Annotated in this window: 11 protein-coding genes; 6 read left to right on the top strand and 5 right to left on the bottom strand. The window is 39.4% G+C overall.

Features of this window, described 5'->3' with window-relative positions:
• The coding region (locus tag AAEY62_RS06345) for a beta strand repeat-containing protein (RefSeq protein ID WP_350634731.1) at positions 1–4,547 on the bottom strand (4,547 nt) is incomplete at its 3' end.
• 239 nt (positions 4,548–4,786) lie between these two features.
• Between AAEY62_RS06345 and AAEY62_RS06340 the strand changes: the two genes are divergently transcribed.
• From AAEY62_RS06340 to AAEY62_RS06325, 4 genes are all read left to right on the top strand, one after another.
• Positions 4,787–6,763 carry a TolC family outer membrane protein gene (locus AAEY62_RS06340; RefSeq protein WP_024589969.1) on the top strand — a complete coding sequence of 659 codons (1,977 nt, stop codon included), beginning with the start codon at positions 4,787–4,789 and terminating at the stop codon, positions 6,761–6,763.
• A 120-nt stretch (positions 6,764–6,883) separates the two neighbouring features.
• Positions 6,884–9,022 (top strand): type I secretion system permease/ATPase, encoded by a 2,139-nt coding sequence (locus tag AAEY62_RS06335; protein WP_024589970.1) that lies wholly within the window; start codon positions 6,884–6,886, stop codon positions 9,020–9,022.
• Entirely contained in the window at positions 9,019–10,440 is a 1,422-nt protein-coding gene (locus AAEY62_RS06330; RefSeq protein WP_024608819.1) for an HlyD family type I secretion periplasmic adaptor subunit, read from the top strand. The genes AAEY62_RS06335 and AAEY62_RS06330 overlap by 4 nt, the downstream gene beginning before the upstream one ends.
• A 23-nt stretch (positions 10,441–10,463) precedes the next feature.
• Positions 10,464–11,051 (top strand): response regulator transcription factor, encoded by a 588-nt coding sequence (locus AAEY62_RS06325; protein WP_007583159.1) that lies wholly within the window; start codon positions 10,464–10,466, stop codon positions 11,049–11,051.
• A gap of 22 nt (positions 11,052–11,073) precedes the next feature.
• Here the strand turns inward: AAEY62_RS06325 and AAEY62_RS06320 are convergent, their stop codons facing one another.
• The 3 genes from AAEY62_RS06320 to AAEY62_RS06310 all read right to left on the bottom strand — a co-directional run bounded on the left by AAEY62_RS06320 (position 11,074) and on the right by AAEY62_RS06310 (position 14,342).
• Positions 11,074–13,029, bottom strand: coding sequence for a bifunctional diguanylate cyclase/phosphodiesterase (locus tag AAEY62_RS06320; RefSeq protein WP_024589973.1), 1,956 nt, complete (start codon positions 13,027–13,029; stop codon positions 11,074–11,076).
• On the bottom strand, positions 13,029–13,736 hold the full coding sequence (locus AAEY62_RS06315) for a transglutaminase-like cysteine peptidase (protein WP_024589974.1): 708 nt from the start codon (positions 13,734–13,736) through the stop codon (positions 13,029–13,031). Before AAEY62_RS06315 ends, AAEY62_RS06320 begins: the two co-directional genes overlap by 1 nt.
• A gap of 147 nt (positions 13,737–13,883) precedes the next feature.
• Positions 13,884–14,342 (bottom strand): LPP20 family lipoprotein, encoded by a 459-nt coding sequence (locus AAEY62_RS06310; protein WP_008168853.1) that lies wholly within the window; start codon positions 14,340–14,342, stop codon positions 13,884–13,886.
• A gap of 140 nt (positions 14,343–14,482) precedes the next feature.
• Between AAEY62_RS06310 and AAEY62_RS06305 the strand changes: the two genes are divergently transcribed.
• Entirely contained in the window at positions 14,483–15,676 is a 1,194-nt protein-coding gene (locus AAEY62_RS06305; RefSeq protein ID WP_350634730.1) for a flagellar assembly protein FlgT, read from the top strand.
• On the opposite strand, the gene AAEY62_RS06300 is transcribed toward AAEY62_RS06305, so the two are convergent.
• The gene (locus tag AAEY62_RS06300; protein WP_010553232.1) at positions 15,673–16,572 is read right to left on the bottom strand and encodes a LysR substrate-binding domain-containing protein; all 900 of its coding nucleotides are present in this window, start codon (positions 16,570–16,572) and stop codon (positions 15,673–15,675) included. The two genes, AAEY62_RS06305 and AAEY62_RS06300, sit on opposite strands and share 4 nt — an antisense overlap.
• Positions 16,573–16,684: 112 nt before the next feature.
• Here AAEY62_RS06300 and AAEY62_RS06295 point away from each other — a divergent pair, with 112 nt between their 5' ends.
• The gene (locus AAEY62_RS06295; protein WP_010553231.1) at positions 16,685–17,413 is read left to right on the top strand and encodes a glutathione peroxidase; all 729 of its coding nucleotides are present in this window, start codon (positions 16,685–16,687) and stop codon (positions 17,411–17,413) included.
• Positions 17,414–17,437 lie beyond the last annotated feature (24 nt).

The following is a 17,437-nucleotide window of genomic DNA, read 5'->3' as shown; positions in this document are numbered from 1 at the left end:
GTGGTGTTGTTAGTATCACCTACGGGGTCAATAATAACTGTTGGCGCGGCAGTATCAACTTCGCCTGTTGTTGTTGCGGTAGTTTCATTCCCTGCAGTATCGGTAACCGATACTTCAACCGTAAATTCACCTTCACTTAATTCGTTCGGCACATCAATACTAAAGGTGCCATCGGCTTGTACTTCAGTGGTAATGATTTGTGGGTTACCTGCTTCATCAGTCACGGTAATAGTAACAACTGTGCCTTCTGGCTCGCCCGTTGCTGTACCTGAAATAGTTGGGGTAGTGTCGTTACTATCAGCCAGTGCATCTATCGTGATCACCGGTGCTAAAGTATCAACCTCGCCAGTCGTAGTTGCTGTGGTTTCATTGCCCGCAGTATCTGTAACCGATACCTCAACAGTAAATTCACCTTCACTTAATTCGTTCAGCACATCAACACTAAAGGTGCCATCGGCTTGTACTTCAGTAGTAATTATTTGTGGATTACCAGCGTCATCAGTTACCGTAATAGTAACAACTGTGCCCTCTGGCTCACCTGTTGCTGTGCCAGAAATTGTCGGTGTGGTGTCGTTGCTATCTGCCAGTGCATCAATCGTAATAACAGGAGCTGAGGTATCAATAGTACCCGTTGTTACTTCTGTACTTTCGTTACCAGCAGTATCAGTGATTGATACGTCTACGCTGTATTCGCCTTCGCTTAATTCATCTGGTACATCAACAGTGAAAGTGCCGTCAGCGAGTACTTCTGTAGTGATGGTTTGTGGGTTACCTGCTTCATCAGTCACGGTAATAGTAACAACGGTGCCCTCTGGCTCGCCCGTTGCAGTGCCAGAAATTGTCGGTGTTGTATCATTGCTATCAGCGAGTGCATCAATCGTAATAGTTGGTGCGGTATTATCAATAGTTCCTTGTGCTGAAGTTTCACTTTGATTACCTGCCTCATCGCTAACGATGGCATTAACGCCAAAGTCACCTTCAACTAACTCATTAATAGCATCAGCTGTCCAGGTACCATCAGCTAACGTTTGTGTTGTAATTGTTTGTGTATTACCACCAGCGTCCGTCAATGTTAACGTAACCGTTGTTCCGGCTGGTACATTTTGTACGGAACCTGAAATTGTTGGAGTAGTATCGGCGCTATCTGGGATTGCATTAATTGCTATAATTGGAGCTGATAAATCAATTGTTCCAGTACCGGTATCGCTTGCTTCATTACCTGCAGCGTCTGTTACTGTTGCCGTAATTGTAAAGTCGCCTTCAGCAATAGCTTGAGTTGCACCTACTTGCCAAGTTCCATCTTCTGACACAACCGCCGTCAATGTTTGAGACTCACCATTTGCATCAGTAACTAAAACACTAACAAGGCTACCCGGAGCTACATCACTCGTTGTTCCGCTAAATGTAGGTGTTGTATCGTTTGAATCAGCAAAGTCATTTATTGCAACTAAAGGAGGGGTGGTATCAACTGTGCCTAATTGTGAATCTTGAGCTGCGTTACCCGCATTATCAGATACATTAGCTGTTACTGTAAAATCCCCCTCACTTAAAGCAGTTGGAATCTCAATACTCCAAGTACCATCCGCACTTATAGTAGTAACTAACTGTTGCTCAGCTCCTAGACTATCGGTAACAATTAAAGTTACTTCACTGCCCGATGCTAATCCTTGGGTAGAGCCGGTAAGAGTAGGTGTTGTATCGTTTGTATCTGCAATATTGTTAATAGTCACACTTGGTGCGGTTAAATCAACCGTACCTGTAACAGTTGCAGTACTGCTATTGCCAGCAGTATCACTAACACTCGCTGTTACTGTGAAATCCCCTTCACTGAGATCTGCAATAATATCCGCTGTATATGTACCATCGGCATTTGTAAGTGTTGTGAGTGTTTGTTCATTGCCTTCACTGTCAGTTATTACTAAGGTAACTTCTGTTCCTGCTGGTACATCAATTACGTTACCACTTACTGATGGAGTTACATCATTCGTATCCTCAATAGGATTAATCGTGATTGCAGGATCTGTTAAATCAATTTCTCCAGTTTCGCTTGCAGAAGCTGTATTACCCGCAGCATCAGTTACAGTTGCAACCACATTAAACTGGCCTTCAACTAATTCATTACTTGCCTCAACTGACCAGCTTCCGTCAGCACCAGTAACTACTTGCACGGTTTCTGCTACGCCATCGCTTCCTGTAAATGTAACGGTTACTAACGCACCAGGTTCTACGTCTTGTGTAGAGCCGCTAATTGTTGGTGTTGTATCGTTAGTATCAATAATAAAATTAATGCTTATAGTTAAATCAACATTACCTACTGCACTTGCTTGCGCCTCATTGCCCGAGTCATCTATAACCGCTGCAACTACAGTAAAGTCGCCCTCAGGCAGAGGAGTTGTTACTTGTGCAGACCACGAACCATCTTCTTGCGTCACTGCAAGTAATGTAAATGTACTCCCATCGCTTGCCGTAATAGTTAAAGTAATGGTTGTACCTGCAGGCACATTACCGGTGTTACCACTTAAAAATGGAGTGGTATCGTTAGTATTAGCAATTGCATCGATTTGAATTGAAATAGAAGCAAACGTTATTTCGCCGTTTGTTTGCGCAGTAGCCTCATTACCTGCTACATCGGTTACTGACGCAGTTGCGGTAAACTCACCACCTGGCAAGATTTCATTAGCATCAACACTCCATGTGCCATCTTCATTTAATAAAGTAGTTAAAGTTTGTACGCTACCGTTAATATCGGTTACTAATACTGTAATTACAGAGCCCGCTGGAGCGTCTTCCACCCTACCTAAAAATGTTGGTGTAGTATCGTTAGTATCAGCAATTGCGGTAACGGTAATATCTGGGTTTGTTAAATCAACAACACCTTGGTTATTTGCTTGGGCTTGATTACCTGCAGCATCACTTACACTTGCATCAACCTCAAACTGCCCTTCAGCCAATGGCGTAGTTACGTCGATAGACCAATCCCCATCAGCGTTAGTTTGGGTTAATAATGTTTGAGTTTGACCATCAAAATCGGTAATAACCACACTAATAATAGAGCCAGCAGGTACATCTTGCGCGTTACCTGTAATAGTTGGCGTGGTGTCTTGAGTGTCGTTAATATTATTAATTTGTACCGTAGGCGCCGTTAAATCAACTACTCCTGAATCACTTGCTAATGCTAAGTTTCCTACACTGTCGCTTACTTGTGCATCAACCGTAAAATCACCTTCAGGCAAAGGAGTCCCAACTTCTACACTCCAGCTTCCATCGGCTTGAGTAACTGCTGTTAATGTTTGTATTTGTCCTGCACTATCTGTAACAGTAATTGTTACTTGCGTGCCTTCAGGAACCCCATTTGTTGTTCCAACAAGTGGTGGTGTCGCGTTATTTGTTTCATCAGTTACATTTACTGTGATTACCGGAGCAGTTAAATCTACATTCGCTAAAGCTTGATCTACAGCTTGATTTCCAGCGGCATCAATCGCCACTGCGCTTACGTTAAACTCTCCTTCAGATAAAGGTGAGGTAGTAGTAATAACCCAATTTCCTAGCGCATCAACCTGAGTAACAATTGTTTGTACCGTACCTGCACTATCCGTTAACGTGACTGACACATTATCCCCAGTGTTCAACCCAGATACAGTCCCTGTTACTGTCACTGTTTGCGAAGCAGAATCGGCAACAGGATCAATAGCAATAAGTGGAGGTGTTGTATCAATTTCTATAGAAATAGTGTCGTTTATAGGGTTGCCAACAGGATCTGTTGCTTCAACAACAACGGTCACAGGGCCATCCGCAACTGGAGTTGGTAGGGTTATTTCAAAGGTACCATCAGGGCCAATCACAACACTAACTACTTGAGAATTTCCATCAACATCAGTTACCGTTACATTAACTGTTTCGCCAATTAAGTTTTCGCTCGTACCAGTAATTGTTGGTTGTGATGAATTGGTAACACCCAGCTCATTAAGTGAAATAGAAGCTGAAGTTGCGTCAGGCACAATACCATCAGAGGTATCTCTTAAATTAAAAGCTTCAGTAGCGCTTTGATCAAAAGATGAATCAAAAGTAACACTACTAGGATCAACACTTTCAGAAATTCGGGTTAACTGTACAAACGAACTGCCTCCATCTGCACCAGCAGCGTTGCCGCCACCAGCAGCTGTTGCTTCTAAGCTATCTAAAAGGTCTCCATCACCTTCTAATGCATCTAAAAAATCTGTAACGTCTGAATTAGCTGCTGTTGATGAGTCTTGTTCTGTACCTAAGCTTGCGATTGCTTCATCTAAACTTTCATCAAAAACAGTTGTTTCGCTAGCGTCTCTTGCTTCTTTAGCTAATAGGTCTGGTGTTATTTTTACCTTTTGATTTGCGGGTATAGATAAGGTTTCACCTTGCACATCTATTTGTAACGACGACTTAATAGCAGTAACAACTAAATCACCTACGGTAATAATGTCACCCACGTTTAAGGCTCTTACCGATCCATCATCTAACACAACACCCGCCGAACCCTGAATATCAATAACTACAAGTTGATTTGCTTCCATTTAGGTACCCTCAAACTTTTTAAAATAACAATCTAATAAGTTAAAGGTAGAACAAAAAAAGCACATAGATACTGGACTCAAGTACAGGTTTAGAAGAAAAATTCAAAAATAAAAAATCAACAAAAAAGTGGTAGAAATTTTTTTTTATGCTACCCGAAAAGATTACTTGCAAAATAAGTACTCCTTTACTAAATATTTAAGAGAGTATTTTTGGTCTTAACAGGATCTAAGAGGAAGAAATGATTATAAAAAACACTTTTAAAAAGCACCAAGGGACTATGTTAATCGGATTAGCGATTACAGCCGTAACTTTATCAAACTACGTGCATGCAAACGAACAATCAGCAATGCCACTTACCTACGTTTCAAGTAAAGCGATTGAAAACAATCCTGAAGTACAAGAAGCATGGCATGCTTTTAAATCTTCTATTTATGGAGTGGATGCTGCCCGTTCAGGTTATTTACCAAGTGTTGATGTATCAGCAAGTGCAGGATATGAAAGAAGAAATTACGGTATTGAAGAAGAATATAACCGTAATACAGCCGAATTAAGCGTTACTCAAATGCTTTATGACGGTTTTAGAACATCGAATACAGTTGACCGTTTTAAACGTATTCAACTTATTAGGTACTTTGAGCTTATTTCTCAAACAGAACAAACAGCACTTGAAGCCTCGATTGCACTACTTGACGTACAAAAATTCAAAGAGTTAGTACAACTTGCAGAAGCTAATTTACAAGAGCACGAGTCTGTATACCAACAAATAGAGCAAAGCGTAGGCGCCGGTGTAGCGCGCGCAGCAGACCTAGAACAAATTAGTGGCCGTTTATCTCTAGCGCAATCTAATGTATTAACGGAGTACTCAAATTTACATGATGTAAGCGCTCGCTACCTAAGGGTTGTAGGTGAGCTGCCTATGAACGATATAAAGCAAGCTGACCTTGATGAAAACAATATACCAATTTCGGTTAACCAAGCGCTAGACGTCGCCTACAAAAACAGCCCTTCGTTTTATGCCTCTTTGTATAATATTGAAGCGCAAAAAGCGAACGCCAAAGCACAAAAAGCGGCCTTTCACCCTAACGTAGATTTATCTGCCCGCTACGGTAGCCAAGATAGAGATGAGCTTGGTCAAAATGAAACCAGAACAGAAGCGCGAGTCGGCATAGATATTAGTTATAACTTGTATAACGGTGGTCTAGATAGCGCTAATTTAGAACAAGCTTATCAAGATATAAACATTGCAAAATATCAACGAGATCAAGCCTGTATTGATATTCGTCAAAGTCTGCAAATTGCCTACTACAACGTCACTATACTAGAGCAAAAGTTGCCAGCGCTTAATCAACACCGCGAATCATCAACTAAAGTTAAAATTGCATATAAAGATCAATTTGATATAGGCCAACGAACTCTACTAGACGTGCTTGATGCCGAAAACGAATCGTTCCAATCAACACGTTCATACATAGTTGCGCTATACGACCGCCAATCGGCTATTTTAACTATGCTAAAAGAAATGGGGAAATTATTGCCAGCACTTGACGTAATGTCAGGTAAATACCCTACATTAAAAGAGCTAACTGACGATCCTATTGTGCATAACGCACAAAATATTTGTCCGAGTTACGATGTAGCAACCACCTTTAGCCGCAAGGCATTTCTACAAAAAAAAGCGAAGCAAGATAATGCCTACATGAGTGTAACCGCTATGCCAAGGTACTTAGATATACCGTTGGAAACCGACACTACACCAAGTAACTTTTTAGATGATGATGGTGACGGCGTACCAAACGAGCAAGACACTTGTCCGAGTACACCGCTGTCAACTAATGTTGATTTATCTGGCTGTACAATTTATAGCGCATCAACCTCGAATATAGAGATTGGTATCCCTTTTTCTGCTGACTCAAGCGATGTAAGGTCTCAATATATTCAAGAAATTAGTCGGCTTGCAGATTTTTTAAAAGAAAACCCAAATAAGCAGGTTGAAATACGAGGTCATGCATCTCTAGATGGAGATCGAACATATAACCGCAAACTATCTGAAAAACGTGCGTTTGCCGTTGCTGAAATTCTAATTAAACAATTCGATATAAAACCAAAACGTGTTAAATCGTTCGGGTACGGTATTGATCAACCTCGAGTAAACGAAATATCAGTAAGAGCGAATGCTGCGAATCGACGTATCGAAGCTGTAATTACTGATAGCTAAGTCAATTAACGTTATGTAAATAACCTAAACTCGGCTTGAAATATTTAAGCTAAATTTATTTCTCGAGTTTAGGTTTAGTAGTAACAACCGCATGCAGTTCTACATAACATTGGATGGTTTATGGAATTAAACGATGTACTTGATCATGGTGGCATACTCGTTGACTGCCTAGCAGTTTTATGTCGCCATCATGATAAAGAGTTTTCAAGAGAAGCACTATTAAATGGACTTCCTCTAACTGATGGAAATCTTACTCCATCAGGTTTTTCGCGCGCAGCTAAGCGCATTGGCTTTAAATCGAAAGTAGTTAATAAGCCACTACAAAAAATTAATACAGCACTACTGCCTGCCATCTTAATTTTAAAAGACAATCAAGCCTGTGTTATTAATTCTATTGATTACGATAAGCAGGTGGTGAGTGTAATTTACCCAGAGCTTACCGAATCAGTTATCGAACAAAGCATTGATGAATTAGCAGGCAACAGTGTTGGTTTAATTATTTATGCACAACCAGAATTTGCATTTGATGAGCGAACACCTGTACTTGAAAAACTATCAAAAGACGGATGGTTTTGGGGAGTAATTAAAGAATGCCGCTCACTTTATAAAGACGTAATCATTTCAGCTATTGCTTTGGGCTTTTTGTCGGTTGCTATGCCTTTATTTGTAATGAATGTATATGACCGCGTAGTGCCTAACCATGCAACAGAAACCCTTTGGGTACTTGCCATTGGTATTTTAATAGCACTCACTGCTGACTTTGTTTTACGCTTAGTAAGAGGCTATTTTGTAGAGCTTGCTGCAAGCAGAATAGATGTCAAAGTATCGGCTGTAATTATGGAGCGGGTATTAGGTATGAAACTAAAAAACCGTCCATCATCAGCTGGCTCCTTTGCTAGCAATATTCAATCATTTGAAGCTGTACGTAACTTTTTTAGCTCCATAACGCTTGTCGCATTAGTCGACTTACCATTCGTAGTTTTATATTTAATTGTTATCGCCATTATTGGCGTACCTCTAAGTTTACCCATTATCGCGGGCGCACTTATATTATTAGCTTACGCTATAGCCGCACACCGCAAACTTGAAGCCCTTTCAGAGCAAACAATGAAAGCAAGCTCAATGCGAAATGCAGTATTAGTAGAAAGTTTAACCAATATTGAAGATGTAAAAAGCTTTCACTCAGAGTGTAAAACACAATCTGTATGGGAAAAGTCGACCATTTACATTGCGCAAGTAAACGCACAAAGTCGACTCGTTTCTAGCTCTATATCAAATACAGCATCGTGGATACAGCAATGTGTAGGCGTGATAATAATGATAATAGGCGTACACCTCGTTATTGAAGGTGAGCTAACTCAAGGCGGATTAATTGCAGCCTACTTATTATCATCTCGTGCTATGGGCCCTATTGGGCAGTCAGCCGCTGTTTTAGCGCAATATCATCATGCCGCAATAGCAATGCAATCACTAAATGAGATTATGGAAAAAGAGGTCGAGCGCCCACCTGGTAAGCATTGGTTAAGACACCCTATTTTAAAGGGCGATATAGAATTTAAAGATGTATGCTTTAAATACTCTGACGAATCTCATAATGCACTCAACGGCGTTAGTTTTAAAATTAAAGCTGGTGAAAAGGTTGCAATTTTAGGGCGCAATGGCTCAGGTAAAAGTACATTAGAAAAGCTTATTTTAGGGCTATATGAACCCTGTTCAGGAGCAATTTTGATGGACAATAACGATATACATCAAATTGACCCTGCAGAGCTTCGCCATAATATTGGTTATGTACCGCAAACCGTTGCCCTGTTTTATGGGACCTTAAAAGACAACCTTACGATAAGCGCTTGGCATGCCAAAGACGAGCAAATTATTGAAGCCTGTGAGCGAAGCCAATTATTTGATTTAATTAATTCGCACCCAGACGGATTTGATTTACAAGTAGGCGAGCAAGGCCGCCAATTATCAGGAGGGCAACGCCAAGCTGTAGGTATGGCAAGAGCCATAATTAACGACCCACCAATACTATTACTAGATGAACCAACCTCATCGCTAGATCATAATAGTGAAAGTAAAATTATTAACAATTTAAAAAATTATTCTAAAGATAAAACCCTAATTGTAGTGACTCACCGCTCATCATTACTCGAGCTTGTTGACCGTATTATAGTTTTAGATAACGGAAAAGTAGTTGCTGATGGACCGAAACAAAAAGTAATTGCGGCGTTAAATAATAAAACCGTGGAGCAAGCCTCATGAGTGATAACAAAAAACCACTTGAACAACGCTCTTTTGAATCTGTTAGCAAAGCAATAGAAGCAAGAAAACAAGGTAAGCCATCCGTATTTAATAAACTATTTAAAGGATGGATCTCACCGCCAAATACTCAAGACTGGGTAGTAGATGCACAGTGGGAAAAAATGCAGCAGGAACCAGCAAGCGCTAGGTTACTACTTTATTTAATTTGCTTAACGTTTATATGTCTCATTGTGTGGTCTGGCTTTGCTAATTTGGATGAAGTTGCTCGTGGCGAGGGCCGTGTTATTCCCTCTAATAAATTACAGCTTATTCAATCTTATGACGGCGGTATGGTCGAAAAAATAAATGTCCGAGAAGGCCAAATAGTAAACGAGGGGGATGTACTCATTAAAATAGACCCTACCCGCTTTATTTCTAGCTTTAGAGAAAATCAATCCAAGGTTGAATCGTTAAGTGCAAAAGTTGCGAGGCTCAGAGCGCTCACTCAAAAAAAGGAGCTCGTATTTAACGAAGATGTTATAAAAAATGCACCTCAGGTGGTTCAACACGAACGCTCTCTTTATTTGAGTAACAGCCAAGAGTTGGAGCAACAGGTAAGTATACACAAACGCCAACTAGAGCAGCGACACCAAGATTATATTGAAGCAAAAGCGGCACTTCAGCAGCATACCAGCGCGCTACGCTTAACAAACAGGGAGCTTAAAGTGACCCGCCCATTGTTACGCACCGGTGCTATTTCGGATATAGATATTATTCGTTTAGAGCGTCAAATAGTTGATTTAAACGGCGAGATAAACAGAACCAAAGCAGTTATAAATAGGAGTCTTTCGGCCATTAACGAAGCTAAAAATAAGGTAACCGAAGTTGAGCTCGTTATGATTAACCGCTGGAACAATGAACTCTCCGAAGCGCTACTGCGACTAGATTCAATTAAAGAAACTGAATCTGGCTTAGCCGATAAAGTAACTCAAACTGAAATACGCTCTCCTGTTAAAGGCACTGTACAACGATTATTAGTTAATACTGTTGGCGGTATTTTACAGCCAGGTAGTGATGTTATGGAAATTGTCCCGCTTGACGATCAACTTGTAGTAGAGGCAAAAATCCCGCCTAAAGACATTGCATTTTTACGCCCTGGGCAATCTGCAATGATAAAATTTAGTGCCTACGACTTTGCCGTATATGGTGGCCTTGAAGCCGAAGTATTACATATAAGTGCCGATACAATTACAGATGACCGCGAGAATACCTTTTATTTGGTGCAGCTAAAAACCACCAAAAATAATTTTTCAAAAGAGCTGACTATTATTCCAGGAATGACCACTCAAGTGGATATTATTACCGGTAAAAAAACCGTACTTGAGTATATTTTAAAACCGGTTCTTAGAGCTACATCGCAAGCAATGACAGAGCGTTAAAACATTTTATAAATGGAGAAGTAATGCGCCAAAGTATTTTTATTACACAGCCTGAATTTGAATCGAAACACTGGCATACAGCGTTTCCTGGTTGTTTAATATGCACAAAAGAACCACACAGAGTCACGGCATCAAGTATTATTTGGGTTTTGGCCGGCACACCTAATTGGCTTGAGCTTGTTAAAAAGTATTCTCAGCAACGTTTACTGGTTATAGTTATGACCAACGAACTAGAAATAAATCAACTAAGAAGTGCGCTTGAAGCAGGAGCTAGGGGGTACGTAGAAGCACTTGCTACTAAAGTAATTATTGAACAAGTACTTGAGACAATTTGTACCGGCGGAATATGGTTACCAGGGCAATTACTATCTAACTTAGTAGGAGCTTTATCAAATACACCGTTTAAATATGCGAGCACATGCGAGCTTGATGTACTCACAAAGCGAGAACGTCAAGTAGTCGATATTGTTGTAACAGGTGCAACTAATAAGCAAGCTGCAGAATCTTTAAATATTACAGAACGCACAATTAAAGAGCATATGAGCTCTATATTTAATAAGCTAAAAGTTCGCGACCGTATTCAATTAATGTTAGTTGTAAAAGGGCATTAACCGCACAGTTAATGCCTATTACTTACTCTTTAATAACCCCATCAAAACCTAAGTTAATAAGCGTATCTATATCATCTTGGCTTGTTACACCTTGAGCCACCACTTTAATGCCAATAGAATGCGCTAACGTACACACTCCCCGCAAGAATGTTTGGTTATCTTGGCTGTAACTAATATTGTGTCCGTAAACGCTATCAACCTTAATCATTTCAAGCCCAAACTCCTGAATTTTATTAATTTTAGTAAATTCAGGGCCCACACGTTTTAATGCTACCTTAGCGCCCATACATCGAGCCTGCTCACAAAAATCTTTAAATATCTCAATTTCGCTAACGGCAATACTTTCACGAATATCAAAACAAATTTTAGAGGCTAAATCAGGAAACGCCGAAAGGTACGTAAGAATCGAAGCAAGTGCAGCATCATCAAGTAACGTTTGAGCAGATAATTCAACCGAAATCAGTTCACTTGGTGGCTCAATACTATAATGAGCCACCAACGCCTTAATTAAACCCCAATCTAAACGCGCTAATAACTTTAATCGATTAGCCCACTGGTAGTAGTAACTAGCACGGTATACTTGCCCACCAAGCTTTAGGCTCAACCCTAATTGATTTTGCATTACCTGCCCTGTAAAGCTAGTTACTGGATAAGTATTTATTTCTAAATTATTATTGTTGAGTGCCTTTTCTATGGCATTTTTCCAGCTAGTTGCATTATCAAACAGCTCACTTTCCTGCTTGATTTGAGCTACTTTTGCTTGTACATCAGATCGTTTACCCGATGATTTTAAAAGTTCATCCGCACGCTTTAATACATCAAATCGCGTGTCGTCTTTTTGAATATAAGTACAGCTGTGAGGTATCGCTAGCTTAACGTTTTTATACTCTTCAACAAACGATTGATGCATCAATAAAATACGTTCACTGATTGCTTGAATATCATCAATATCACTAAATAAAACTGTAAAATCGCTGTGAGAAATACGTGCAATGTAATTTTCAGAAAAGTGTTCTTGGTTGCTCTCTAAGAAGCTAACCAACATCTGTGAAAATCGACGTAGAAAGTTAACCATTTCTACTCGTCCCACTTCCTCACTTACGCGATCGAGGTTTACAACCCTAAATAAAAACAAAGCACCATGGGCATGATCTTTCGATTTTTGTAAGTGAGCCTCAAGCGTTGCACCAAAGTATTCTCTATTTGCTAAACCAGTTAGCTCATCGTGTTGCGATTTAAATCTAAGCTCTTCTAAACGTTTACTATCTTCTTTAATAATACGACTAAAACGGGTAGATAATTGGTTCATAGACTGCACTAAACGTGCAAACTCAAATGTACGAGGAACAGTGGATTTAATAAAACGTTTTTCACCAAATGCATTAGCCTGATACACAACATCATCTAATGGTTTTAAAATCCTACTTAAAAAGTAAGCACTAACTATACAAGCAAAAAAAGCGACAATTAAAAAACTAAAAAATAATTTAAGCGCACTTTCCCATAAGGCTTGCTCAGCATATTGACTATGGCTTTCTATAAACAAAGTACCAAACTGCTGCCAACCATCATTTACTTGCCCAACCCCTGGCTGTACATTTAATCCATACATTGCTCTAAACCACTGCGGAGCCGTCGCTTCGAGTTCATCGGTAAACGTGCGTTTAACAATCACCTCACCATTAGGGTTTTGTAGTTCTATTCGCTTATAGTGACCGGTATCAAATGTGGCCGATACTAATAATTCAAGCTCAACAGGGTCTTTGTCTAATTGGCTGATCATTAACGCGAGTGAACTGGCGTTATCTACATTTTTTAAGTACAGCTGGGTCGAAAAATAACTTTTAGCCGAATTAGTGCTAATTAAAACACTACTTATAAAGCCTACAAAAATAACAATTAATAATGCAATCCACAGCTCTTGCCTGAGTGTTATTTTTCGTTTTTTAAGATACTTAGATAAGGAAAATGATGCCATTACCACATAACTCCTTCTTTGGTTGTCTGCTCCAAAATTTTACGCCAGCGTGAAAGTCTTGCTGTTGGGCTGGCTACACTTTTGGTTGAATTATTAGCCCATAAACCTTGGCTGTTAAAGCTAAAAACAGGGCTTAAATCTACACGTTTTGCAGCAGGTAAAACCTTTGTTATTAAACTGTCTAAAATAAGTGGCTGAGCGTTTGGTGTAGCAAAATAACCTAACACCATATGTGCTTGCGTTTTGTTAGTGCCCGCAATTTTTGCTTTTACATAAATAAGGCGTAACTTGTCGTCACTCACCCCTAGGGCTCTCAAGCTTATATACTTTGCTATTGCGTAATCTTCACAATCACCTAGGCCTCTGCCTAACGTTTCTAAAGGGGTTGCCCAATAATCGTTTTGTTTCCATAGCAAAATATCAGTTTGGTAGCGTAAATTACGCGCAAAAAAATCATTAACAATAAGAATTTGTTGTTGCTCTGGTTTGTTTTGAGTTTGTACCAACATACTTTGCCAGTTACGTGCAACAGCCGCTCGCGCAGGTCCATATTTTTGACCCATCAGCTCAATAAAGGTATTAAATTGAATAGTTAGTCGGCTTGCAAGCACACCACTAGAGAGTACAAAAAACAGTAATAGGTAGCGCAAATTGGCTTTGCACCATATAAATAATTTAGGATTTAAATGAGTTGGCTTAAACGCCATTTACAGAGCCACTGTTAATATAAGTGGCAATAAAATACATCTGTTGAGCACTACGCAATCTGCTTAAAAATTAATCCTAACAACAGCATAGCACTCAATATAAGAGGATGAGATATTTTGAATAACTTTTTTAATCAACTGGGTTATTTAGTAATAAGTTACTTTTTTAACTTCGCGTGGTTTTACTTCACCTATGTATAAATCGTGCACACGCTTCATATTAAGCTCAAGCTCGGTCACGTAAGTGTCATCTACCGCGTAAGTTTTAATTATTTGTGCACCTTTAATAAGCCCCTGCACTTTACTTTCTAAGTAATCGTCTTGAGCAATTGAACCTTCCACCGTTGTTCCTGCGGTAATTTTTTGCCCATATACTTGCTCAGTAAGCTCGCGGTAAGCTTCAAGCTTAGAAGCCTTAATGGCCATAAGTTGTTTTTGCGACGCGTTAGCGCCTTTTTGCAAGCTAATAGGTGCATACCCTATCGCTTTTAAAACGGGGTAATTATTTGGCTCTACATATTTATATTCAACATGCTTATCAAAAACGCTGCTACAACCACCTAAGGTTAAACACCCAAGTGTAATAAGTAATGAAATTGCTCGCATAGCATTTAGCCCTTGTATAGTAATTAGCAGTACATATGCACGTTTAATGCCATTTATAGCATTACTAATAATTACCAAATAACATTGGTACAGTCCTTGCTCTACCTAGTTAATAGCTAACGTTTAATTGGAGTAAAAGTATGAAGTCGTTTTTATCATTGGCATTTGCAGGGTTAAGTGCAACGGCATTATTAACGTTCTCCACTTTTACTAAAGCGCAGTGGTATGAATCAACGGGCCATGCGAACGTTCAAAATGGTGATACAAGCGCGGCTAAATCTGCCGCTATAAAAGATGCGATTACACAAGCGCTAGTGTTCTCTGGCGCACGGGTTAGCTCTGTACAAACCTTAGTAGATGGCGTGTTAATGCAAGATCAGCTAAAAATTAGCAGCCACGGCGAAATTCAAAAAATTGAACTGATCAGCGAAAATAAATACGACAATAAATTTGCGATTACATTACGACTCGATATTTTTTCTCAAACAGAGCAATGCCCACAAAATAGTTTTAATAAGTTTGTGGCCGTTACACAAAGCCAACTTGTTCATCGTGAACACGCCAAAATGGGTCAAATATTTGACGTAAGCAAAGCGATTAGCAAAAATATTTTTACTTCCCTGCAAAAATCAAAAATGAGCGCAGTACCTATTGCTTACTATAATAATGCAATAAGCGTTGATAAATACTTTTCGCAGCAGCACGACTATTCAAACGCTCAATTAGAAGAAATATCTTCGCGAAGTAACGCTCAATATGTTCTGCTTAGCCAAATAACCAGCCTTTCGACTAGCGACAAACTCAATAACGATTATGCATTTTGGCAAGACGAGGCGTATGAGCGCAGTTACAACATTGAGTTTGCACTGTTTGATGGCACTACCTATGAGCAACTTTGGCAAAATAGTTACCATACTCAAGCAATTTGGCCATTTGAAAAAACAACCATAGTTGATGTTAATAGTGATAGATTTTGGCAATCGCCTTATGGGCAAAGCATAACCGATATCAACCAATCAGTAAGTTATGACATTCAAGCAGCTATGGCGTGTTTACCTACTCAAGGTAAAATAATGCATATGGAAAATAGCAAAATCGTTATTAACTTAGGTAAAGCTCATGGGTTAAAAAAAGGCCAAATGCTAAGCATTGCGCACCATAACTATTTAACCGACGCGGCAGGTAATGTTATGCCACACACCATCACCACGCTTAATAAAATTCGCGTAGAGCAGCTTTATCAGCAAACTGCAGTAGCTGTCAGTATTGATGACAAACCACTACCTGGCGTGCAAATTAACGATGTTGTAGAAATAATCAGCCAAGATCTTTAGAGTTTTTTACTCAATTTAGCTTTTAAATTAGGGTGAGCCGATAACCACTCGCCCAATTGTTCTACACCAGATAAATGCGGATAATGCTTTCTGCATGCAAACACCACATTACGCTGCTGATTAGGAAATATAGGCAAGTAATCAATCCCTACACGGTCGGTACATGCCAACTTTGGTACAAATGTAATACCGTCATCCATAGCCACTAACGCTAATAATGTTTCTAAACTATTACCTTTATACTGGTTAGATACATCGACTCCTGCAGAAAAACAAAACTTTTGGGCTTGATCTTTAAAGCAATGGCCATCACTTAACATTAATAGGCTGCATCCTTGAAGATCGCTCAGCGCTACTTTTTTATGCTTAGACAGCGCGTTATCGTGTGATACCGCCACTAAAAAATCTTCTTTGTATAAAGCAACCGTATGGTAATTAATAAGCTCTGGCACATCGGCTAAAATAGCAAAGTCGAGTTCACCCTTGTTTAAAGCTTCTAAAATTGTTGCTGTTTGCATCTCAATAAACGAAAACTGGCTATCAATAAATGCCGCTTTCATCGATGTTAATAACGCAGGCAACAAGTAAGGCGCAATGGTAGGAATAATACCAATAGTTAATTTACCTTGTAGAGGCTCGTTAGAAGTAGCAGCAAGTTCTTTGAGTATTTGCGTTTGTTCTAAAATAATCTCTATTTGCGTCAACAAACGTTCACCTTTTGCTGTTAAGGTAACTTGCTTGGTTGAGCGATCAAACAAAGTAACGCCAAGCTCATTTTCGAGTTTTTTTACTTGACCACTTAATGTAGGCTGGCTTACAAAACATGCATCGGCAGCTTTGCGAAAATGTTTATATTGCGCTATTGCTTTTACATATTCAAAATCTTTTAAGTTCATATTCAGCTCTACGTGATAGTTTATAACTATCAGTTTAATACAAACAAACGATTGGAACTATATTTAATTATTCACCATAATGGCTATCAACAAATCAAGAGGAACAAAAATTATGTTAAACAATATCGAAGGTCAAACAATCCCAAGTGTTACATTTGCAACTCGTCAAAATAACGATTGGAAATCAGTAACAACAGATGACATTTTTAAAGGTAAAACTGTTGTAGTGTTTTCACTACCAGGTGCATTCACACCAACATGTTCATCAACTCACTTACCACGTTACAACGAATTAGCAGGCGTACTTAAGCAAAACGGCGTTGACGAAATTGTATGTTTATCAGTAAACGATACCTTTGTAATGAACGCATGGGCTGAGCATCAAGAAGCGCAAAACATTACTTTATTACCAGATGGCAACGGCGAATTTACTGACGGCATGGGCATGTTAGTAGACAAGAACGACCTAGGCTTTGGTAAGCGCAGCTGGAGATACTCTATGCTTGTTAAAGATGGCGTGATTGACAAAATGTTCATCGAACCAGATTTACCAGGTGACCCGTTTGAAGTATCTGATGCAGACACAATGCTTGATTACATCAACCCTAAGCAAGCTAAACCAGAACCAGTAAGCATCTTTACTAAACCTGGCTGTCCTTTCTGTAAAAAAGCAAAAGAGCTTCTTGCAGAAAAAGGCTTCGCATATGAAGAGATTGTTATGGGTGCAGGCGCATCACTAACAAGTTTAAAAGCTGTATCTGGTCGTGACACTGTTCCACAAATATTCATTGGTGGTAAACACATCGGTGGTTCAGACGACTTAGAAAAATACTTTGCTTAATTAATAAGTAAATTAAATACCTAA

This window comes from Pseudoalteromonas sp. GW168-MNA-CIBAN-0100 (assembly GCF_040309225.1).
GTDB lineage: Bacteria > Pseudomonadota > Gammaproteobacteria > Enterobacterales > Alteromonadaceae > Pseudoalteromonas > Pseudoalteromonas arctica.
The sequence above is the reverse complement of the archived record's forward strand: the minus strand, read 5'-3'. Positions and strand labels throughout refer to the sequence as shown.